The 22,242-nt window shown below is 34.4% G+C and carries 12 protein-coding genes; 10 read left to right on the top strand and 2 right to left on the bottom strand.

All coding sequences use genetic code 11. The annotated features are described in order from the left end of the window. Nucleotides 1–81 precede the first annotated feature (81 nt). Nucleotides 82–1,731: a DUF5597 domain-containing protein gene (locus tag ABTV69_RS10220; RefSeq protein WP_433836001.1), complete on the top strand. Its 1,650-nt coding sequence runs from the start codon at nt 82–84 to the stop codon at nt 1,729–1,731. Between the two features lie 1,313 nt (nt 1,732–3,044). After that, nucleotides 3,045–4,958 carry a sialate O-acetylesterase gene (locus tag ABTV69_RS10225; RefSeq protein WP_433836003.1) on the top strand — a complete coding sequence of 638 codons (1,914 nt, stop codon included), beginning with the start codon at nt 3,045–3,047 and terminating at the stop codon, nt 4,956–4,958. 274 nt (nt 4,959–5,232) lie between these two features. On the opposite strand, the gene ABTV69_RS10230 is transcribed toward ABTV69_RS10225, so the two are convergent. Then, on the bottom strand, nt 5,233–6,108 hold the full coding sequence (locus ABTV69_RS10230; RefSeq protein WP_433836005.1) for a LysR substrate-binding domain-containing protein: 876 nt from the start codon (nt 6,106–6,108) through the stop codon (nt 5,233–5,235). A gap of 103 nt (nt 6,109–6,211) precedes the next feature. Between ABTV69_RS10230 and ABTV69_RS10235 the strand changes: the two genes are divergently transcribed. Continuing rightward, a complete protein-coding gene (locus ABTV69_RS10235; protein WP_433836007.1) occupies nt 6,212–6,967 on the top strand; it encodes an MBL fold metallo-hydrolase in 756 nt (251 codons plus the stop codon). A 93-nt stretch (nt 6,968–7,060) separates the two neighbouring features. Here ABTV69_RS10235 and ABTV69_RS10240 read toward each other — a convergent pair whose 3' ends face one another. After that, nucleotides 7,061–7,672, bottom strand: a complete 612-nt coding sequence (locus tag ABTV69_RS10240) for an RNA polymerase sigma factor (RefSeq protein ID WP_433836009.1) — start codon at nt 7,670–7,672, stop codon at nt 7,061–7,063. A 280-nt stretch (nt 7,673–7,952) separates the two neighbouring features. On the opposite strand from ABTV69_RS10240, the gene ABTV69_RS10245 reads away from it, so the two are divergent. The 7 genes from ABTV69_RS10245 (at nt 7,953) to ABTV69_RS10275 (ending at nt 22,209) form a co-directional block, all read left to right on the top strand. Further along, the gene (locus ABTV69_RS10245) at nt 7,953–9,104 is read left to right on the top strand and encodes a FecR family protein (RefSeq protein ID WP_433836011.1); all 1,152 of its coding nucleotides are present in this window, start codon (nt 7,953–7,955) and stop codon (nt 9,102–9,104) included. A gap of 464 nt (nt 9,105–9,568) precedes the next feature. Then, complete coding sequence (locus tag ABTV69_RS10250) at nt 9,569–13,162, top strand: SusC/RagA family TonB-linked outer membrane protein (protein ID WP_433836013.1); 3,594 nt, start codon at nt 9,569–9,571, stop codon at nt 13,160–13,162. A gap of 17 nt (nt 13,163–13,179) precedes the next feature. Then, nucleotides 13,180–14,583, top strand: a complete 1,404-nt coding sequence (locus ABTV69_RS10255; protein WP_433836015.1) for a RagB/SusD family nutrient uptake outer membrane protein — start codon at nt 13,180–13,182, stop codon at nt 14,581–14,583. A gap of 67 nt (nt 14,584–14,650) precedes the next feature. Continuing rightward, on the top strand, nt 14,651–15,853 hold the full coding sequence (locus ABTV69_RS10260) for a redoxin domain-containing protein (RefSeq protein ID WP_433836017.1): 1,203 nt from the start codon (nt 14,651–14,653) through the stop codon (nt 15,851–15,853). Nucleotides 15,854–15,991: 138 nt separating this feature from the next. Next, entirely contained in the window at nt 15,992–17,125 is a 1,134-nt protein-coding gene (locus tag ABTV69_RS10265; protein ID WP_433836019.1) for a redoxin domain-containing protein, read from the top strand. A gap of 99 nt (nt 17,126–17,224) precedes the next feature. Beyond that, nucleotides 17,225–19,996 carry a M16 family metallopeptidase gene (locus ABTV69_RS10270; protein ID WP_433836021.1) on the top strand — a complete coding sequence of 924 codons (2,772 nt, stop codon included), beginning with the start codon at nt 17,225–17,227 and terminating at the stop codon, nt 19,994–19,996. Nucleotides 19,997–20,202: 206 nt separating this feature from the next. Beyond that, nucleotides 20,203–22,209, top strand: a complete 2,007-nt coding sequence (locus ABTV69_RS10275; RefSeq protein ID WP_433836023.1) for a cytochrome c biogenesis protein CcdA — start codon at nt 20,203–20,205, stop codon at nt 22,207–22,209. The last annotated feature ends 33 nt before the right edge of the window (nt 22,210–22,242 follow it).

Raw genomic sequence — 22,242 nt, forward strand, 5'->3', positions numbered from 1 at the left:
TGTAAAAAGGAATGCACTATGGATTGTTTATTTTCTTAACTTTTATCGCTCAAGATTTCTCAGAGCAAAAAACAAATCAAAATGGCTTTCAATCTTAGAATAAACCGAATAAAAGTTTTTACCAAAAGTAAATTGTTTGTCACGGCATTTTTGGCGATGCAATTTGGTTTTAGTCAAAACATACCTCATCTTCAAAAAGCGGGAAACAAAACACAATTAGTTGTCAACCAAAAACCATTCTTAATACGTGGCGGAGAATTAGGAAATTCATCTGCAACGAGTATGGAAAGCATGGAACCCATTTGGTCGAAACTGACCGATATGAACCTCAATACAGTTCTAACGCCAATTTATTGGGAATTGATAGAACCGCAAGAAGGCAAATTTGATTTCCAATTGGTAGACGATTTGATTCTTCGTGCGCGAAAAGAAAACTTAAAACTTGTTTTTCTTTGGTTCGGATCTTGGAAAAATAGCATGTCGAGCCACGCTCCAGAATGGGTAAAACTCAACCAGAAAAAATATCCAAGAGTAAAAGATGATAAAAACAAAAGCCACGAAATTTTGACGCCTTTCAGCGAAAATAATCTTCAGGCTGACTTGAATGCTTTTAAAAAACTGATGGCACATATTAAAGATTTCGACCAAAAAGACCAAACCGTAATCATGATTCAGGTTGAAAACGAAATCGGAATGCTGCCAACAGCTCGTGATTATCACGCTTTAGCGAATGCTGCATTTCAGAAACCAGTTCCAGATGAATTGATTCAATATTTAGAAAAAAACAAACAAAAACTAGTTCCCGAATTTTTAGAAATCTGGAAGAAAAACGGATTTAAAACCAAAGGAAACTGGGAAGAAATTTTTGGAAAAGGATTGCATACCGACGAAATTTTCATGGCTTGGTATTTTTCTAAATTTACCAATATCGTTGCCAAAGCTGGAAAAGAAGCTTATCCAATTCCGATGTTTGTCAATGCCGCTTTAAACGCACCAGAAAAAAAGCCGGGACAATATCCAAGCGCAGGACCATTGCCTCATATTATGGACGTTTGGAAAGCAGCAGGAAATTCCATTGATTTTTTAGCTCCAGATTTCTATAATCCGTCATTTAAACAATGGAACGATTTATTTACACGTCAAGGCGATCCGCTTTTTATTCCAGAACACCGTTTTGATGAAACCGCGCCATTCAAAGGACTTTACGCAATCGGACATTACGAAGCAATGGGATTTTCTCCGTTTTCAATCGAATCTGTTGCCGATGCCAAAAAAGAGCCTCTAGGTAAAATCTATGATTTGGTACAACAGCTAACTCCAACAATTGAAAAATACAAAGGACAAGGAAAAATCGACGGTGTTTTATTAGACAAAGAAAACAATACGCAAATCATAAAAATGGGCGATTACGAATTCACATTTAAACACGATTATACCCTAAATTGGTCTGATGGAGCAAAAGCCGAAACTTGGCCCATATCAAGCGCGATTATTATCGAAATTGCCAAAGATGAATTCTACATTTCTGGATCAGGAATTGTCGTTACTTTTAAACCTTTAAAAGAAAATGTAAACGCGGGAATTCTAAAAACAGATTTCGGCAAATTCGAAAATGAAGTTTGGAGAACCATAAGACATTTCAACGGAGACCAAACCCATCAAGGAAGGCATTTAAGAATCTCGGTGGGCGATTACGAAATCCAAAAAATAAAATTATATACTTATGAATAGGATTTTTTTTCTGCCACGAATTTAGTGTCAATTTGTGGAATTTGTGGCGAAAAAACTTTAGCCACAGATTAAAAGGATTAGAAGGATTTTAATAATCTGTGACAAAAAATAAAGAAAAAAAATCTGCGAGATCTGCGCAATCTGCAAGAGAAATTTTAGACATAGATTATAAGATTTAAAGAATTTTAATAATCTCTGACAAAAAATAAAGAAAAAAAATCTGCGAGATCTGGGCAATCTGCGAGAGAAATTTTAGCCACAGATTAAAAGGATTGGAAGGATTTTAATAATCTGTGACAAAAAATAAAGAAAAAAAATCTTCGAGATCTGCGCAATCTGCGAGAGAAATTTTGGCCACAGATTAAAAGGATTAGAAGGATTTTAATAATCTGTGACAAAAAATAAAGAAAAAAAATCTTCGAGATCTGCGCAATCTGCGAGAGAAATTTTAGCCACAGATTAAAAGGATTGGAAGGATTTTAATAATCTGTGACAAAAAATAAAGAAAAAAAATCTTCGAGATCTGCGCAATCTGCGAGAGAAATTTTAGCCACAGATTAAAAGGATTGGAAGGATTTTAATAATCTGTGACAAAAAATAAAGAAAAAAAATCTTCGAGATCTGCGCAATCTGCGAGAGAAATTTTAGCCACAGATTAAAAGGATTAGAAGGATTTTAATGATTTGTGACAAAAAATAAAGAAAAAAAATCTTCGAGATCTGCGCAATCTGCGAGAGAAATTTTAGCTACAGATTAAAAGGATTAGAAGGATTTTAATAATCTGTGACAAAAAATAAAGAAAAAAAATCTGTGAGATCTGCGCATTCTGCGAGAGAAATTTTAGCCACAGATTAAAAGGATTAGAAGGATTTTAATAATCTGTGACAAAAAATAAAGAAAAAAATCTGTGAGATCTGCGCAATCTGCGAGAGAAATTTTGGCCACAGATTAAAAGGATTAGAAGGATTTTAATAATCTGTGACAAAAAATAAAGAAAAAAAATCTTCGAGATCTGCGCAATCTGCGAGAGAAATTTTAGCCACAGATTAAAAGGATTGGAAGGATTTTAATGATCTGTGACAAAAAATAAAGAAAAAAAATCTGCGAGATCTGCGCAATCTGCGAGAGAAATTTTAGCCACAGATTAAAAGGATTGGAAGGATTTTAATGATTTGTGACAAAAAATAAAGAAAAAAAATCTGCGAGATCTGCGCAATCTGCGAGAGAAATTTTAGCCACAGATTATAAGATTTAAAGGATTTTTAATAATCTGTGTTAATCTTTTTTAATCTGTGGCAAAAAAAACATATAAAATGAAACAGAAAATATTATTACTGGCAATACTTTTAAATTGGACAATCAATGCTCAAATCAAACTGCCGCGACTTATAAGCGACGGAATGGTTTTGCAGCGCGATACCAAAGTCAATATTTGGGGATGGGCATCGCCAAATGAAAAAATCGAACTCGATTTTAAAGGAAAAAAATACAACACCATAACCGCTCAAGACGGAAAATGGTCTATCCAACTCCAATCCCAAAAAGCAGGAGGACCTTATGAAATGACTTTAAAAGCATCCAATACAATTGTTTTAAAAAACATTCTTTTTGGAGATGTCTGGCTGTGTTCAGGACAATCGAATATGGAACTTCCAATGGATCGTTTGAAAGACAAATACAAAGAAGAAATTGCAAAATCGGCTAATCCGAATATTCGTCAGTTTTTAGTTCCTGATGAATATTATTTCGCGAAAGAAAGAAATGATTTTTCATCTGGTTCTTGGTTGGAAGCAAATCCTATAAACGTTTTACAATTTACAGGCGTTGGCTATTTTTTCGCTTCAGAAATATACGAGAAGTATAAAATTCCTATCGGTTTAATCAACAGCGCTTTGGGCGGTTCTCCTGCCGAATCTTGGATCAGCGAAGAAAGCATTAAAAAGTTCCCAGAATATGATCAGGAATATTTGAAATTCAAAGACGGAAAACTCGAAAAACAAATAGACGAAAACGATCGTAAAGTCAGTTCAGAATGGTATAAATTAGTAAACAATACCGATATCGGAGTTAAAAATAAATGGGCAAATGCTACAGATATTTCAGATTGGAAAGAAATGCAGATTCCAGGTTATTGGGCTGATGGCGAACTCGGAAAAACAAATGGTTCAGTTTGGTTTAAAAAAGAATTTGTTCTGGAAAAAGTAAAAGAAAATCAGGCAAAATTAATTTTAGGGCGAATTGTAGATGCCGATTCCGTTTTTGTAAATGGACGTTTCGTTGGAACCACTTCATACCAATATCCTCCAAGAATTTATTCTTTTAATGCCGATGTTTTAAAAGAAGGGAAAAACGAAATTACCGTTCGAATCATCAACAATTCGGGTAGAGGAGGTTTTATAACCGATAAACCTTATGAATTAATTGTTGGTGATAAAACCATCGATTTAAAAGGAACTTGGAAATACAAATTAGGTTCAAAAATGGAACCATTACCAGGACAAACTTTTGTACGCTGGAAACCTGTCGGACTTTACAATGCCATGATTGCACCGTTAAGAGAATATCCAATAAAAGGTGTTTTATGGTATCAAGGCGAGGCCAATACTAAAAAGCCATCAGAATACGGACCTTTAATGGAAACTTTAATTTCGAATTGGCGCTCATTATGGAAACAAGAAAAACTGCCATTTTTGTTGGTGCAGCTTCCTAATTTTATGGAGCCAAAAACAGAACCGACAGAAAGCAATTGGGCTGCTTTAAGGCAACAGCAATTGAACACACTGAAAGTTCCCAATACAGGATTGGCGATAACAATAGATTTGGGCGAATGGAACGATATTCATCCTTTAGACAAATATGATGTTGGAAAAAGATTGTCGCTTCAAGCTAGAAAATTGGTTTATGGAGATAAAAATGTAACTGCTTCTGGTCCGATTTTTCAATCTATGAAACAAGATGGGAACAAACTGATTTTGAGTTTTTCTGATATTGGAACAGGTTTGCAAATCAAAAATGGAAATGAATTAAAAGAATTCGCCATTGCAGGAACAGATGGAAAATTTGTTTGGGCAAAAGCAACTATTGAAGGTGATAAAATTGTGGTCTGGAATGACGCTATTTCAAGTCCTGTAAAAGTGCGTTATGCTTGGGCAGATAATCCAATTGAAGCGAATTTGTACAATAAAGAAAACTTACCTGCTTCGCCTTTTGAGGCAGAGTTGAAGTAAAGTTTTTAAATACAATCTTGTCATTTCGACTGAAAGGAGAAATCACACTAGAAATTCGTCAATCTTTGTAGAGGTACTAGTGTGATTCCTCGTTCCTCGGAATGACAAACTTAACGTAAAGATTTGCACCCAATCTTGTCATCCCGACGGAGGAGGGATCTTCGCAAGAAACGCCGTAAAGTAATTCGCCAATCTTTGTAGAGCTACTTGTGGAGATTTCTCCTTCGTCGAAATGACAAACTGTGGCGTTGATCTTTTGGTAAATCTTGAAAAATCACTTCAAATTTTCCACTATTATTTTCAAGAAAGCCGTAACCGCTTTTTTCTCGTAAACTTCCTTCAAAGAAATAAGCATTGCAGTTCGCGTCATGTTTTTACCGCTTATCGGGATTGCGTACAAATCATTTTCGTTTTCAATAGTCGTTTTCGTTAAAATCGTGTGCCATTTTCCTGTTTTAATCAGTTCGAGTAAAGTCGGAATATCATTTATTTCAATTGTAACATTTGGATGCAGATTGCTTTTTTCAAAAGCTTTACTAATAAATTGAGTCGTACTGAAACCACCCGCTGGCATGGCAAGAGGAAGCGTGCTGATTTCTTCCAGAGAAATAGTTTTTTTATTTTTTAAAGCAGCTTCAGAAGACGTAACCAAAGCCATTGGCGAGGTAAACAATTCTAGATATTTAAAATGTGCTTCAGAAGCAATTTCTTCAAAAGTCAGAATCACATCCAACTGAAAATGATTTAGTTTATGGATAAGTTCTTGCGAAGTTCCAAAGATAATTTCGAACTGGATTTTCGGATATTCAGAGCTGAATAAAATCAATGCTTTTGTAACAACATGACGTAATGCATAGGTTACGCCAATGGCTACTTTTCCCGTTTCGAGTTTATTTAAATCTTTTAATAATTCCAATCCGTCAGAAGCTTTGTTGACCGATTGCTGTGCATAAACGGCAAACAAATCCCCAGCTTCGGTGAGCGTAATTCGTTTTCCGATTCTATTAAAAAGCGGAACTTGAAGTTCGTCTTCCAGCTGTTTTATTTGTTGCGATAAGGTACTTTGACTGATAAAAAGTGCCGAAGCAGCTTCAGTAAAATTCAGTAATTCTTTTGCTTTCAGAAAATATTTTAGCTGACGAAGTTCCATTTCTAAATCGGTTTTATCGATTGATTATATCGAAAAATAAGGTTTTACAAATATAGAAATTCTTAGGAACTTTGCTTCGTTGTAAAATTACAAGCAGAACAATATGGAAATTATAGCTTTACAAGAAGGAAATTATATTGTCAATTCTAAAAAAGAATTTCAACTTTTAGAAGAGAATACAACCGATTTGGGTTTAAAAATGGCTATTCAGCCTTTTGTTGTTATTACAGATAATGATGTTATTTTAATCGATTTTGGTTTAGGATTTGTCCATAATGGCGTTCCGTTTATTCATGAAATGCTTCGAAAAAATAATATCGAACCTCAACAGATTACCAAAATTCTGGTTTCGCATTTGCATAAAGATCATATTGAAGGAATCGGTTATTTTGAAAATGGCCAATTCGTTCAAAATTTCCCGAACACCAAAATCTATATTCAAGAACGAGAAATAGATTTCGCTTTAGAACAATTGCAAAATCCGTCTTACGTTCCTGAAATATTAAATGAGCTGAAAGAATTACCAAATGTTGAATTATTAAATGAAGACAGCGGTACTATAACGGACGAAATTTATTTTGAAGTTACAGCAGGACATACACAATTTCAACAAGCATTTTGGATTAAAGCTGATGACGAAATTGTATTTTACGGAGCTGATGATTTACCGCAAAAAAGATATTTAAAATTTCCTGTTGCTTACAAGACAGATTTCGACGGAAAACGTGCTATGGAATCTCGTAAAAAATGGGAGCAACAAGCAAAAGAGGAGAATTGGAAAGTGCTTTTGTATCATGATATGAAGACGCCGATTTTAGATTTTGCTGAGGAGAGAAGCGAGTTGGAAGAAGCGAGTTGATAAAAAAGAGGAAAGAAGCAAGAGGCAAGATTTACTTTGAGTTGAAAAAGACGCAAGAATAAAGATATTTACCTTAAAACAATAAAGGAAAATTCAGATTAAATTATTTAGTCTGAACTTTTTTTTAGCAGAAAACAGAAGGAACAAAACGCTTTTTACTTTTTCTTCCAATGAAGTGCGTAGAATTGAAAATGCTTTAGTTATCTGTGCTTCAACCGTTTTTATTGAAACATCCAAATGTTCTGCAATTTCTATATTGGTTAAACCTTCTTTTTTGCTTAGAATAAAAACCTCTTTGCATTTTGGAGGTAAGTTTTGAATTTCTTTATTTACTGCATTCAAAACCCTCTGGAAAGCTTCAGAATCATCTTCTTGAACAATTCCGTTTAAGGCATCGTAATACGATTTTTCTAGAGAAAATAAAGACTGGTTTTTTCGGTATAAATCGATAAATTCATTGTAAACCAGTTTGTAAAGAAAACTTTTTAAAGAATGATCTGCTTTTAATCTCGTACGCTGTTCCCAAACTTTTATAAAAACATTCTGCACGATATCTTCGGCGCTGTAAACATTCTTAACCAGACTGTTAGCATACACACAAAGTTTATGATGATAGGTGTCGATAAGATACGTGTACGCGCTTTCATCTCCATTTTTTAGAGACTCAATTAGAGTGGTATTATCGCTGTAATCATCAATCTTCATAAAAACAAATATATAAATTAATAGTTTTTGAGGTCAAAAAGTGAACTGAAATTACTTAAATCGACCTTTTTTTTGTCTTTCTATTTGAAAATTATTACAAATAAAAAAGAAACAAAAATGCAAATATAAATCATTTACTTTATAATTTCTACCAAATTAGTCGAGTTTTATTGAAAGAAAAGACTTGCGAAAAATAAAAAAATCATCAAAATGAAAAAAACTTTATCAAATTGTTAGGGTTTTGTTTTTTGGCTTCGTAATAATATTAAAAACGACTAAAATGACAGCAAAAAAGTCAGAGCGACTAATTGTTAAATTTATCACAAATCAGGCCTCTCAAGAAGAAATTGAGCAGCTTACGGAGTGGTTAAAAGACGAAGAGAATCAAATTGTATTTAAGGATTTTGTGCAAACCAATTATGCAATTGATACTGCTTTGAACACTTTTGATTCGACGGAAGTTAGAAAACAGCTTTCAGAGCGAATCAAGAAGGAAAATAATGTTTTCTACAAAAGGAGATTTTCATCGTATTATAAATATGCAGCGATTTTGATTGTGGCATTGGGAGGGTTTTATTTCTATAAAAATTCTAGCTCAGAACAAGTTAAACAAAATGTTATCGTGCCGAGAGTTGACGAAATTGTTTTACAATTTGGTAACGGAACATCTGAGAATATTGATATTTCTGAAGAAAAAAATATTACGGATAAAGACGGAAACATTATTGGAAAACAAGAAAAAAACAGATTGGTTTATAATAAAGTTTTAGCTGAAGGAGAATTGGTTTACAACACCTTGAAAATTCCGTACGGGAAAAAATTTGAAGTGCAATTATCAGACGGAACGTTGGTGCATTTAAATTCTGGAACATCCTTGCGCTATCCTATACAGTTTGTCAAAAATAAAAACAGACAAGTGTATTTAACAGGCGAAGCTTATTTTGAGGTGAGCAAAGACAAAGCACATCCGTTTACGGTAAATGCTCAGGAGGTAAATGTTGAGGTTTTGGGAACGAAGTTTAATGTAGACTCGTATAGCAACAATAGCAATACAGATGTTGTCTTGGTTGAAGGTAAAGTTTCGCTTTATAAAGATCAGAAAACAAGTCAAAATCAGGTGTACTTAACGCCAGGTTTTAAAGGTTCGGCTCCAAAAGGACAAAACGAAATTAAAATTGAACAAGTAAATACCGATTATTATACCGATTGGGTAAAAGGAAGTTTGGTGTTTAAAAATGCTTCTTTTAATGATATTATCAAAAAACTGGAACGCCAATACAACGTGACTTTCATTAACAGAAATAAGACTCTTGGAAAAGAAATTTTCAATGCCCGTTTTGACAATGAACCGATTGAAGTGGTCTTGAAATATTTCAGCGACAGTTATGCCATAGATTATAATATTGACCAAGATAAGATTACGATTAAATAAAGATAAAAAGCAGAAGAAAGAAGCAAGAAGAAGGATTGGAAAGATTTAGAATAGAAAATAAAGAAGCAAGAATAAAGAAGCAAGAATAAAGAAGCAAGAATAAAGAAGCAAGATTGGAAAAATCTCGAAATAAAATAAAGAAGCAAGAAGAAGGATTGGAAAGATCTAGAATAGAATAAAGAAGCGAGAAGCAAGATTGGAAAAATCTCGAAATAGAATAAAGAAGCAAGAGGAAGGATTGGAAAAATCTCGAAATAAAATAAAGAAGCAAGAAGAAAGATTGGAAAAATCTAAAATCTAAAATCTAAAATCTAAAATCTAAAATCTAAAATACCCCCGCCTATGTAGCAAAAATCCAAAATGAAAAGGATCGTTATAAAAAAACCGGAAAATGCGCCAACATTTCCCGGTGGAATATCGGTCAGTTAATTAACCAACCAACATTAAAAAAAACATTTAAAAGTATGAAAAAACTCTTGAACAGAATCAGGTTTGATAAGCCTTTTTTGAAATTTGATTTGAAAATGAAATTGACCACATTATTTCTGCTAACTGCCTTAACAGTAATGCACGCCGGAACCACTTATTCTCAAAAAAACAAGATTTCTTTTAATGCCAGCAATATGACCGTTGCCAAAGTGATTGAAAGACTTGAATATACTACAGATTACAGATTTGTCTACAATGTCAGATCGGTAGATTTGAACAGAATAATCGACGTAAATGCATACGAAGCTTCGATTGAAGTTATTTTAAATAAAATTTTTAATAATACGAGCACCGATTTTAAAGTATCTGGAAACCACATTATTCTAACGCCGAGAAAAGTCTCTGAAGAAAAAACAGAAGAGAAAAAACCTGTCGCAGATTTTATCGTAAAAGGTAGAGTTACCGATGCAAAGGGAATGCCTTTGGTGGGAGCAGCAGTTTCAGACAACGGTTCTGGAAGAGGTGTAAACACCGATTTTAATGGAGAATATCAGATTATTGCGGTAAGCAGCGAAACGACTTTGGCTTTTGCCTATTTAGGATATGTAAGACAAGAAATAAAAGTTGAGGGCAGAAGCGTGATCAATGTTGTTCTTAAGGAAGATGTTCTAGAACTTGAAGGAGTAGTTTTAAAAACGGGTTATCAGGATATTGCTGCAGAAAAAGCAACGGGATCTTTTTCAAGTTTAAAAGCAAAAGATTATCAAGAACAGCGTTTAAGCAGTTTAGATAAAATTTTAGAAGGACGTATTGTTGGATATCAGGATGGAAAAATTCGAGGAACGACATCTATGAATGCTAATGCTATGGCTCCGTTGTATGTTATTGACGGGTTTCCTGTTGAAAATACTAGATTAACGCCTTATGCAAGTATAGAAGAGAATCTTCCTAGTTTAAACTTAGAAGATATTGAAACAATTACGGTTTTAAAAGATGCAGCAGCTTCTTCTATTTATGGTGCTCGCGCTGCAAATGGAGTGGTGGTTATTACAACGAAAAAAGCAAAAGCAGGTAAAACAAATATTTCGTTTTCAAGTAATTTAACCGTTACACCATATCGAAATTATACTGGCAATCTTACGAGTTCTGCTGATATTATTGGTTTAGAAAGAGGATGGGCAGACGGAAATCCGAATTTGAAAAACGCTAATTCGGCTACTTATGCACAGTCTTTATTGAATAATGCGGTATTTCAAAGTTTAGGAATGCAGACTATTCTAAATGGCTATGCAGGAAATATTTCTCAGACAGATATGAATAATCGTTTGAATCAATTGGGTTCTCAAGGTTACAAATATTATGATGACGTAGCAAAATATGCAAAACGCGATCAGTATTTTATGCAGCACAACCTTAGTTTAGGGAAAGCGAGTGAAAACAATACTTTTAATGCGTCGATTACGTATAAAGACAATCAGCTAGAAGATATGTATTCTGAAAACCAAACGGTTGGAATTAATCTGAAAAACTCAACACAAATTAACAGCTGGCTGTCTTTAGATTTGGGCACTTATTTAAACTACGGAATCGGAGATATACAGTATTATAAACCTATTAATCCAGCTTCTGTTTCAGATAACCCTGGTTATAAATGGCAGCCGTATAATCAGTTAGTTAATGCTGATGGAACCAATTTTGTTTCGACTGCTGCTTCTCGCTATAACAATTTCACACTTAATTCTATGCAGACTTACGGTCTTTACAACATGGATATTACGCCAATGGATGAGTTGGGAAGAAACCTAATTGAAAACAAAAATTTCTTAAACAGAACGTTTGCTAAGTTTAATGTAAAATTCAGCAAAGCATTTACGTATAATGCTATGTTCCAATATGAATTTGCTTCAGATCGCGCAAGCCAGTTGTTTGATAGAGAGTCCTATTATGTGAGAAATAAAGTAAATGGTTTGGTAACAATTGTAAATAACAAAGCGGTTTACAACTTGCCTTATGGTGATATTATTAAAGAGACGAATCAGTTTTCTAATGCTTATAATTTCCGTCAACAGTTAAATTTCAATCAGACTTTTGCAGATAAGCATGATTTTTCTGCGATTGCCGGTATGGAAATCCGTCATTCTAAACAGGAATACAATGATAACACACGTTATGGTTACGATGCGCAGGCTTTATCTTTTACGGCGATAAATCAAGCCGATTTATTAAAAGTATATGGATCTGTTTTTAGTGGTTATATGTCACAAAACGATTTTGGATTACAAAAAGAATTGCAAAACCGTTACGTTTCTGTTTACTCAACAGGAGGTTACACATACGACAAAAGATATTCTCTTTCTGGTAGTATTCGTTGGGATCGTTCTAATCTTTGGGGTACTGATAGCAAATACCAAAACAAACCAATTTGGTCTGTCGGTGCGGGTTGGAATATTAATAATGAATCATTTTTTGATGTTGCTTGGGTAGATGCTCTTAAACTGCGTGGTTCTTATGGTATTGCCGGAAACATTGCTAAAGATTCTGCGCCTTATTTAACAGCTTTTTATTATGCTAATGCTAATGTTGGAGGAACTTATGGAAGTGTTGGCAAACGACCAAATCCTGAATTATCTTGGGAAAAAACAACCACAACCAATATCGGTTTAGATTTTTCATTCTTTAAAAGCAGATTAAGCGGAACGCTAGATTTATACAACAAAAAAGGTCAAGATTTGTTAGCGACTAGTCAAGGAATTCCAACAGAAGGATTCGGATATTCTTCTTATACACTTAATAATGGAGAAATGACAAACAGAGGTATCGAAGCTACTTTAAGAGGAACGATTGTAAAAACACCTTCTTTCTCTTGGGATGCAGCTGTTTTGTATGCCTATAATAAAAACAGAGTAGATTTTGTAAATGTAAAAGCTCCTGTTTACTATTTACAGTTAGATTATCCGCAGGCTTATCCTAGAGTTGGAACAAGTTTTAATACCATTTATGGTTACCAATGGGCTGGTTTAAGCAATACAGGAGTTCCGCAAGTTTATGATGCTTCTGGAACTGCAGTAAAATACAATCCGGGACAATTGGATGCAATTAAAGATTATGGTTCGACAGTTCCTACACACAGCGGTTCTTTCCATACCTCAGCAAATTATAAAAACTTCTCACTTTCAGCTCTTTTCATTTATGAGTTAGGACATAAAGTTAGAAACACATTCTTGCCAATGTTGGCTAATAATTACAATGGCGGACTTGGGGGTTATGTTACAGATATTACAGTGGTGAACAATAATATTGCAAATCGTTGGATGAAACCAGGAGATGAGGCTTTTACCAATGTTCCGAGAGCGGTTTACGAATATGAAGCAGATTTTAATTCAGAATCTCGCACTATTTATTCTTATGCAGATATTAATATTTTGGATGCATCAAATGTGAGGTTGAGCAACATTTCGTTAGCGTATCAAATGCCAAAAGACATTATTAAAAGAGTAAAACTAGACGGAGTACGATTCAATTTGAACGCAGAAAATGTATACACTTTTGCTAAAAGTAGAGATGCCAAATACATGTTAGGCGGTTTTATATCTCCAAGTTTTGTGATGGGTGTAAATGTTAATTTCTAATTTATAAAGACTAGACGATGAAAAATATATATAAAAAAGTAGCGTGCTTATTGGCTTTAGGATTGACTTTTGCCTCTTGCGATGATTATTTGAGTGATGTGCCAAAAGGAGCAAAATCGCCAGAAACATTAGCAGATTATGAAGCTTTTTTGCGTGACGAATACAATACAAGATTAGATATCTTGGGAGCAAATCATGTACTAAATGACCAATTTGTGACAGCTGCTACACTAACAAGCAATAGATTGTATAATGCCAATTATATGTGGGACGAAAATGCAGATCGTATTGCATTGAAAGTTTCAGACGAATCATATTATTATACAGCTTATAGCGGAATTTCAGCTTTTAATTTAATTATTGAAAATGCGCTTTCGACAACTAAAGCGACAGAGCAAGAACAGAGAGTAGTTTGGGCGCAAGCAAAAATAATGCGTGCCATGAACTTTTTTTACGTAACTAATTTTTATGCCGATACTTATGTAGCCTCTACAGCGGCAACAAAACTATCAGTTCCGTTAATTACAAGTGCCGATATTAATGCGCCAAGCAAACAAGTAACCATTCAAGAAATGTATGATTTCATTCTGAATGATATCAAAGAAGCTTTGCCTTATTTGCCTAAAGTTTCTCAAACGGCTTTGCATCCAAATTTGGGAGCTGGTTACGCTATCTATTCGAGAGTTTACCTGCAAATGAATAACTATACAGAAGCTTTAAAATATGCTGATTTGGCATTAGCAGAAAATAATAAATTGTTTGACTGGGTAGCTTTCTACGAAGCAAATAAAGCGATTATAGATGTGCCAAATTCATATACAACTGCTGTATCACCAATGGGTTACAACAATGTCGAAAATTATGTTTTTAGACACGGTTCAAGCCGTTCATTAGGAAGAGAACCAAGCATACCAGTAGAAAGAGCGGCACGTTTTGAAGCGGGAGATTTACGTTTAAAATCTCGTTGGAAAATAAGAACCGTTGGTGCAGATACTTATTACTATTCTATATTATCAGGAATGTACAATTTTGGCGGACTTACAACTGTTGAGGTTTATTTAATTAAAGCAGAGTGTTTAGCACGTGATAATAAGATCAGTGAAGCATTGGCAATTTTAAATGCAGTTCGTAAAACACGTATTCTTCCAGCATCGTATCAAGATATTGCAACAACAGATAAAACAACTGCTTTGAATGCTATTTTCAGAACAAAAAATAATGAATCTGTACAGACTCTTATTCCGTATGCAGATGCAAGACGTTTAAATGCAGAAGGTGTTTATAAAGTTAGTTTTAGCAAAGTTGTAAATGGAACTACTTACACTTTAAAATCTGATTCGCATTTATGGACATCGCCTTTTCCACAGGGGGCAACGCAAAATCCAGGAAACGGAACAATTACACAAAACGTAGACAAATAATAATCTAAAAGCTTCCCGATTAGATTTCCCCGAAAGGGAAGCTTTTTCTATAAAATATCAATCAAAAATGAAAGCAATTCAAAATAAAATAATAGGATTCTGTTTGTGCTTGTTTATGGTTTCAATAAACATTCAGGCACAAAAGAAAAAAACAACGGCAACAGCTCCAGCTTCATATACAATTGAAGGAAACATCACTGGTTTAGCCGATGGAACAGCTGTAAAATTGGTTCCAGGCGCCACACATTCATCTGAACTTCCAGTTGCTGAAACGATATTAAAAGACGGGAAATTTACTTTCACAGGAAAATTAAAAGAACCTCGTTTTTTCTATGTTGTCTTTGGTAAAAGCAAAGGAAATATTTCTGTAATGGTCGAAAATTCAAAAATACAAATTGCAGCAGCTGGTAAAGTTTCAGATCAAGAAGGAGAGTGGATTAGTTTTAAAGATGTAGTAATTACAGGGTCTAAATCTCATGATTATTATGTGAAAGAAACGGCTTTTAAAGAAGAATTGAATAATGATTATGCAGAATATCATAAAGGAACTGAAGAGTTAGGAAAATTATATTCTAAAGCAAGAGTTGCAGGAAACAAAAAAACTATGGATTCTATTGCAAATTCTCCAGAATGGAAAGCATTTGAAGCAAAAGAAAAGGCATTTTTCACAAAGGTAGAAACAAAGTCTAAGGAGTTAATTGCAAAACATAAAACCAATTGGTGGGGACCGTTTTTTATGATGACTTCGTACAGTTATTTTACTCCAGAACAAAAACCGATTTACGAGCAATTTTCTGAAGCTGCGAAGAAAAGCTATTATGGTCAGATCGTAGACAAAGATTTGAATCCGAAATCTTTGGTAGGAACAAGCATTGCCAATTTCGGATTAAAAGATAAAGACGGAAAAACATTTAATGCAAAAGATATCGTATCAGGAAAAAAATACATTTTGGTAGATTTCTGGGCTTCGTGGTGCGGTCCATGCCGAAAAGAAATTCCGAATCTTAAAACAGCTTACGCAGAATATGCTCCAAAAGGATTCGAAATTTTAAGCGTTTCTATTGATAAAGACGAAAAAGCTTGGCAGAAAGCGCTTGGACAAGAAAACATGCAATGGCACAATCTTCTTGATGACGATAAAGTGAGTAAATCATTTAACGTAAAAGCAATTCCAGCAACTTATTTAGTAGACGGTAAAGGTGTAATTATTGGAGAAAACTTAAGAGGTGCAGAATTGGAAGCTAAGTTGAAAGAATTGATGAAATCTTAATTTTCTAGTGGTCAGTATTCAGTTTTGAGTGTTCAGTTTTGAAAACAACTTTGTCAAAGTTTGAAACTGGGACAAAGTTCTAACAGCAACTGTGACTAAAAAAACATCGTAAATAGATAACAAACAAAAAAATATAACATGAAAAGTACAATTTTAAAATCTAGCCTATTCGCATTAGCAATGGCGACGGCATTTACTTCTTGCGCGAAGAAAGAAGGATACACGATTAACGGAAAAATTGCAGGATTAGATAAAGGAATTGTTTATCTAGAATATGCAGATGAAAAAGGAGAGAAGAAAATCATTGATTCTGCTGAGGTAAAAGAAGGTGCGTTTACTTTTACTGGAAAAACAGGAGAGCCGTTATTTCATACCATTAAAATTAAAGGACAAGAATACGGAGCATATTTTCTTTTAGATAATGAAGACATTGCAATCGAAGCAAAAAAAGATTCTGTTTTTAAAGCGAAAGTAACTGGCGCTACACAAAACGGATTCTACAAATCTTATTATGATAACGAATTCAAAAAAATACAAGCAATTGCAGGTCCGATTTACAAACTATCTGATTCTTTGACACAAGGAGGAAAAGTAAAATTGACTCCAGAACAACAAACCATGATGGATAAAAAATGGAAAGATCTTGGCGCTTTCGCGGATGATTTGACAGATAAATTCATTAGAAAAAATAAAGATAATTTAGGAGGAGCTTTAGTAATCGAAGACCGAATTGTGTCTTACGGAACTCCAGAAAAAGTAAAAGAATATTATGCAGTTTTATCTCCAGAAATTCAAAAATCATTCTACGGAAAAAAATTAAAAGCAACAATTGACTTGAATGATAAAACAGCAATTGGTGCTCCAGCATTAGACTTTTCTCAAACTGATGTAAATGGAAAAGTGGTGAAATTATCAGACTACAAAGGAAAATATGTTTTAGTAGATTTCTGGGCTTCTTGGTGTGGTCCATGCCGAAAAGAAAATCCAAATGTGGTTGTAGCTTACAAAACGTATCACGACAAAGGATTTGATGTTTTGGGAGTTTCATTAGACGATAAAAAGAAACTTTGGGAAAAAGCAATCGAAAAAGACGGTCTTACTTGGACGCACGTTTCTGATTTAAAAGGATGGCAGAACGAAGCAGCTGTTTTGTATGGTGTAAAAATGGTTCCAACCAACTACTTAATTGGACCTGACGGAAAAATCGTAGCTAAAAATCTTAGAGAAGCAGAATTGCAATCTAAATTAAAAGAAATTTTCAGTAAATCTTAAATTTAAGTATTCAGTGTTCAGTTTTTTAGTGTTCAGTTTAATATCGCACTGAAGACTAAAAAACTGAATACTGAACACTCCAAAAAAATCTTTCAAAAAATGAAAAAATACATCTTTCTGGGCTATTGCTCATTAGCTTTTTGCACCCTTATGTCAGCGCAGGGGAAATCAGTAAATTTTAAGAAAATAAAAGAATTAGGCGGAATCGAAGAATATTTATACCAACCAAATGGTATGAATGTTTTGCTGCTGCAAGACAATGCTTCGCCTGTTGCAACGGTACAAATTGTATATCGCGTAGGTTCTAAACACGAGGTTTTAGGAAACACTGGATCAACGCACCTTTTAGAGCATTTAATGTTTAAAGGAACCCCAAGTTTCAACAAGAAAAATGGAAATACGATTACTGATGTTCTGCAAAATACAGGAGCACAATTAAATGCGACAACTTGGTACGATCGTACTAATTATTTTGAAACGCTTCCAAGCGATAAAATCGAATTGGCACTTCAAATTGAAGCTGATAGAATGCGTAATTCTTTATTATTAAAAGAAGATAAAGAAGCAGAAATGACGGTTGTTCGTAACGAATTTGAGCGTGGAGAAAACAATCCGAATAGTTTATTAGATAAAGAAATCTGGGCTTCGGCATATATTGCACATCCTTATCACCACTCAACAATTGGATGGAAATCGGATATCGAAAAAGCGCCAATTGAAGTATTGCGAAACTTTTACAACACGTATTATTGGCCAGATAATGCGACTTTAACGATTATTGGAGATTTCAAAAAAGAGAATGTTTTTGAATTGATCGAAAAGTATTTCGGAAAAATTACAAAAGCGCCAAACGTAATGCCTCAGCCTTATACGGAAGAACCTCAACAATATGGCGCGCGTAAAATTACTGTGAAAAAACCTGGAGAATTAGGCGTTGTAAATAAAGCGTATAAAATTCCAGGAGCTTTACACGAAGATCTTCCTGCATTGAATATTTTGGCTCAAATTATTGGCGTTGGTCCATCAGCAATTTTAAACAAAACTTTTGTTGATACGCGTTTAGGAATTTACTCGTATGCCGAAGCAACCAATTTTAAAGAAGTTGGACTTTTCACAATTGGTGTTGGTTTCCCGACGACTTCAAAACATGAAGATATTGATGCTAAAATCAGCGAAGTTGTCGCTAAAATTCAGAAAGAAGGCGTAACTCAAGATGAGGTAAATCGTGTTGTAGCCAAAATTAGTGCACAGACTATTTTAGCACGCGACGGTTCTGGTGTAATTGCGTCTCAATTAAACGAATCTATCGCTGCTGGCGACTGGACAGATTATATTACAGGAGTGGACCGATTGAAAAAAGTAACTCCAGCTGATGTTTTGCGTGTTGCAAATCAGTATTTAGTTGAAGATCAAAGCACAACAGGATATTTTATTCCGAAACAAGCGGGTGCTCAAAATAATGATGCAGCTAAAGCAAATAATTATATGCCAGAAAATGGTCCGTTTTATTACAGACATTCAGAAGAAGGGCACATTCATGATGAAACTTCATCTGCTCCGGTTTTAGTAAAAAATACAGGAGAAGAGTTAATTTCTACAGAAACTTTAATCGAAAAATCAGCTTCAGCTTTTAAAAGAGAAAAAGTATCTGGAATTGATGTGGTTTCGGTAAAAACTTCAGCTAAAGATTTCGTTACCGTTGCAGCAAGTATTTCGTTAGGAAATTATGCCAGCGAAACCAAAAATGATATAATTCCTGCATTAACAGCATCAATGTTATCAAAAGGAACAACGTTGAATGACAAATTTAAATTCTCTGAAAAACTTCAAAAATTAGGTGTAAACCTCAACGTAAACGCTTCAACTTTCAAAATCAATATAGGATTTAAATGTTTGAAAAAAGACTTAGATCAAGTAATTACATTATTGGCTGAAGAATTAAGAAATCCGTTGTTTGATGCGAAAGAATTCGAAAACTTAAAACAACAATTTATTGGAAATACACAGCAAGATTTAAATGATCCGGGTGAAAGAGGAAGCATTGCTTTATCTCAAGCGATTTACCCAAAAGGGAATCCAAATTACAGCTTAAGCGTAGAAGAAAATATTGCGAATATTAAAAATGCTACTTTGGATGAAGTGAAAGCTTTCCATAAAAAATATTTCGGAACAGCTGCAATGCGTTTGGTAATTGTGGGGGATACGGAAGGAGCAGGGTTGAATAATTCTCTAAAAAAATCATTCAAAAATTGGAATGGTGGCGTTACTGAAAAATTAAAATTTGAAGAGGCTACAAAAGCTGCAGCAAAAACGGAAGTGGTTACAATTCCTGAAAAGCCAAGTGCCGAATTGTATATCGGGCAATTTACAGGTTTAAAAAGAGCCGATGCCGATTATATTCCGTTTTACATTGGAAACTACACTTTAGGAGCTGGATTTGCAGGACGTTTAATGCAGACGGTTCGTGATAATGACGGTTTAACATACAACATTTCTTCTGGTTTGGGCGGCAATATCGAAACAGGCGGTTACTGGTTTGTAAACGCTTCTTTCAATCCAAGTTTATTTCAAAAAGGTTTGGATGCTACAATGGTTCAAATTGATAAATGGGTAAAAAACGGAATTACAGCGGAAGAATTAGAAAACAAGAAAACGAACTTGATTGGAAGTTTTAAAGTTGGAATGTCAACCACAAATGGAATGGCGAGAACGATTTTAAGTTTTATCGAAAGAGGTTTAGAACCAAGTTACATCGATCAATATCCAAATGATATTCAAAAAGCAACTTTACAGCAAGTAAACGACGCGATTAAGAAATACATTCAGCTGGATAAAATGATTATTGTTAAAGCTGGATCTTTAGATAAATAGTTATCAGTATTGAGAATCAACTTTGTCAAAGTTTCAAACTTTGACAAAGTTTTACCTAATCTAAAATCTGCAATCCAAAATTTTAATAGTCGTCTTTCATTATATTTTCATTTTTAGAATCTGAATTAGTAAGCCATTTTCTGTGAAAGACCAAAAGAGCTGTTTTGCCGACAGCTCTTTTTTTTCAAAAATCTAATCAAAAAACAATGAGAAACACCCTAATTACATTCCTGTTATTGCTGTCGTTTTCCATGTTCGGACAAATGTATAATCCGGTAAAATGGACGACAACAGTAGAGAAAATTTCAGATAAAGAGTATGTTTTAAAAGCAAAAGCCGTAATACAATCAGGTTGGCATTTGTACGGACAATATATTGAAGAAGGCGGACCTTCGCCAACGGCTTTTACCTTTAAAAATCAGCCAAAGAAATTCGAATTAATCGGAAAAACAACCGAAGACAAAGGGCACGAAACGGTTGATAAAATCTTCGATATGAAAATTAAATATTTTGAAGATAAAGCACTTTTTACTCAAAAAGTTAAATTTACCTCAGACGATATTTCTAACGTTTCTGCAGAAGTTGATTTTATGGTTTGCGATGACAGCAATTGTTTACCGCCTTCTACAGAAGAATTAACTTTTAAAATTCCGACCGAAAAGAAATTGGCTTCCGCCGAAGAAACTGCAGTCGTTAAAAAAGATTCGTTAGTTTCAGAGGAAAAAACAGTTGTTCAAGCTGAAGAAAAAGTGCAAGGAGCAATTCCAGATTCGCCAAAGAAAACCGAATCGAGAGGGTTGCTGACGATTTTTATTTTAGCATTTTTATCAGGTTTTGCAGCGTTGCTGACACCTTGCGTTTTCCCAATGATTCCAATGACGGTTAGTTTTTTTACCAAACAAAGTAAAAGCAAAGCGGCAGGAATTAGAAACGCGATGATTTACGGAATCTCAATCGTAATTATTTACGTTTTATTGGGTTCAATTGTAACGGCAGTTTTTGGTGCCGATTCGCTAAATGCACTTTCAACAAACGTTTGGTTCAATCTGATTTTCTTTATTTTATTGGTTGTTTTTGCTTGCTCTTTTTTAGGTGCTTTCGAAATTGTTTTACCAAGTTCGCTAGCCAACAAAGTCGATTCGCAAGCCGATAGAGGAGGACTGATTGGTATTTTCTTTATGGCTTTGGCTTTAGCGATTGTATCCTTTTCGTGTACAGGTCCAATCGTAGGAACTTTATTGGTAGAAGCAGCTTCAAAAGGTGGAATCGCCCCAATTGTGGGAATGTTAGGATTCTCTATTGCAATTGCATTGCCGTTTTCTTTATTTGCTGCTTTTCCAGGTTGGCTGAATGCATTGCCAAAATCAGGAGGATGGCTGAATACGGTAAAAGTGGTTTTAGGATTTCTGGAATTGGCTCTGGCTTTTAAATTTTTATCTAATGCCGATTTAGTTTTGCAATTGCATTGGTTAGAAAGAGAAGTTTTCTTAGCCATTTGGATTGCCGTTTTCGGAATACTGGCTTTTTATTTGTTCGGAAAAATTACATTGCCGCATGATTCGCCGTTAAATCATATTTCGGTTGGAAGATTAGGTTTCGGATTGCTAGTTTTAAGTTTCACGATTTATTTAATTCCTGGACTTTGGGGCGCGCCGTTAAAATTAATCAGCGGATTTCCACCTCCAATGCAATACAGCGAATCTCCAAACGGATTGGGAGTTTCGGGGAATTCGGAACTAAAAATCACAGGTTCGTTGCCAGAAGGAGCAGAGCATGGTCCGCAAAATATTATCACTTTCCACGACTACAACAAAGGAATGGAATATGCGAAAAAGGTCGGAAAACCAGTTTTATTAGATTTCACAGGATATGCTTGTGTAAACTGTAGAAAAATGGAAGAATTGGTTTGGTCAGATCCTAAAGTTTTAGGAGTTTTAAATAACGACGTCGTTTTGATTTCGCTTTACGTAGACGATAAAAAAGAACTTCCTGAAAATGAACAATATGTTTCTGAAACCACTGGAAAAAAAATTAAAACCATCGGAAATAAATGGAGCGATTTACAGATCAAAACCTACAAAGCAAACGCACAACCGTTTTATGTAATTGTTGATCATAATAGCGCGAACTTGGCCGAGCCTTCGGCTTATAATCCTGATATTGAAGAATACTATGAATGGTTGAAGAATGGGATTGAGAGGTTTAAGAAATAGATTTAACTATTTTTAGAAATATAATTGAAAAAA

Source organism: Flavobacterium anhuiense, from assembly GCF_050990855.1.
In the GTDB taxonomy this organism is placed as follows: domain Bacteria; phylum Bacteroidota; class Bacteroidia; order Flavobacteriales; family Flavobacteriaceae; genus Flavobacterium; species Flavobacterium anhuiense_C.

What these genes read in the sequence shown, in the direction of transcription:
- ABTV69_RS10220 (WP_433836001.1), top strand. Translation starts at nt 82, where the DNA reads ATGGCTTTCAATCTTAGAATAAACCGAATAAAAGTTTTTACCAAAAGT.
- ABTV69_RS10225 (WP_433836003.1), top strand. Translation starts at nt 3,045, where the DNA reads ATGAAACAGAAAATATTATTACTGGCAATACTTTTAAATTGGACAATC.
- ABTV69_RS10230 (WP_433836005.1), bottom strand. Translation starts at nt 6,108, where the DNA reads ATGGAACTTCGTCAGCTAAAATATTTTCTGAAAGCAAAAGAATTACTG.
- ABTV69_RS10235 (WP_433836007.1), top strand. Translation starts at nt 6,212, where the DNA reads ATGGAAATTATAGCTTTACAAGAAGGAAATTATATTGTCAATTCTAAA.
- ABTV69_RS10240 (WP_433836009.1), bottom strand. Translation starts at nt 7,672, where the DNA reads ATGAAGATTGATGATTACAGCGATAATACCACTCTAATTGAGTCTCTA.
- ABTV69_RS10245 (WP_433836011.1), top strand. Translation starts at nt 7,953, where the DNA reads ATGACAGCAAAAAAGTCAGAGCGACTAATTGTTAAATTTATCACAAAT.
- ABTV69_RS10250 (WP_433836013.1), top strand. Translation starts at nt 9,569, where the DNA reads ATGAAAAAACTCTTGAACAGAATCAGGTTTGATAAGCCTTTTTTGAAA.
- ABTV69_RS10255 (WP_433836015.1), top strand. Translation starts at nt 13,180, where the DNA reads ATGAAAAATATATATAAAAAAGTAGCGTGCTTATTGGCTTTAGGATTG.
- ABTV69_RS10260 (WP_433836017.1), top strand. Translation starts at nt 14,651, where the DNA reads ATGAAAGCAATTCAAAATAAAATAATAGGATTCTGTTTGTGCTTGTTT.
- ABTV69_RS10265 (WP_433836019.1), top strand. Translation starts at nt 15,992, where the DNA reads ATGAAAAGTACAATTTTAAAATCTAGCCTATTCGCATTAGCAATGGCG.
- ABTV69_RS10270 (WP_433836021.1), top strand. Translation starts at nt 17,225, where the DNA reads ATGAAAAAATACATCTTTCTGGGCTATTGCTCATTAGCTTTTTGCACC.
- ABTV69_RS10275 (WP_433836023.1), top strand. Translation starts at nt 20,203, where the DNA reads ATGAGAAACACCCTAATTACATTCCTGTTATTGCTGTCGTTTTCCATG.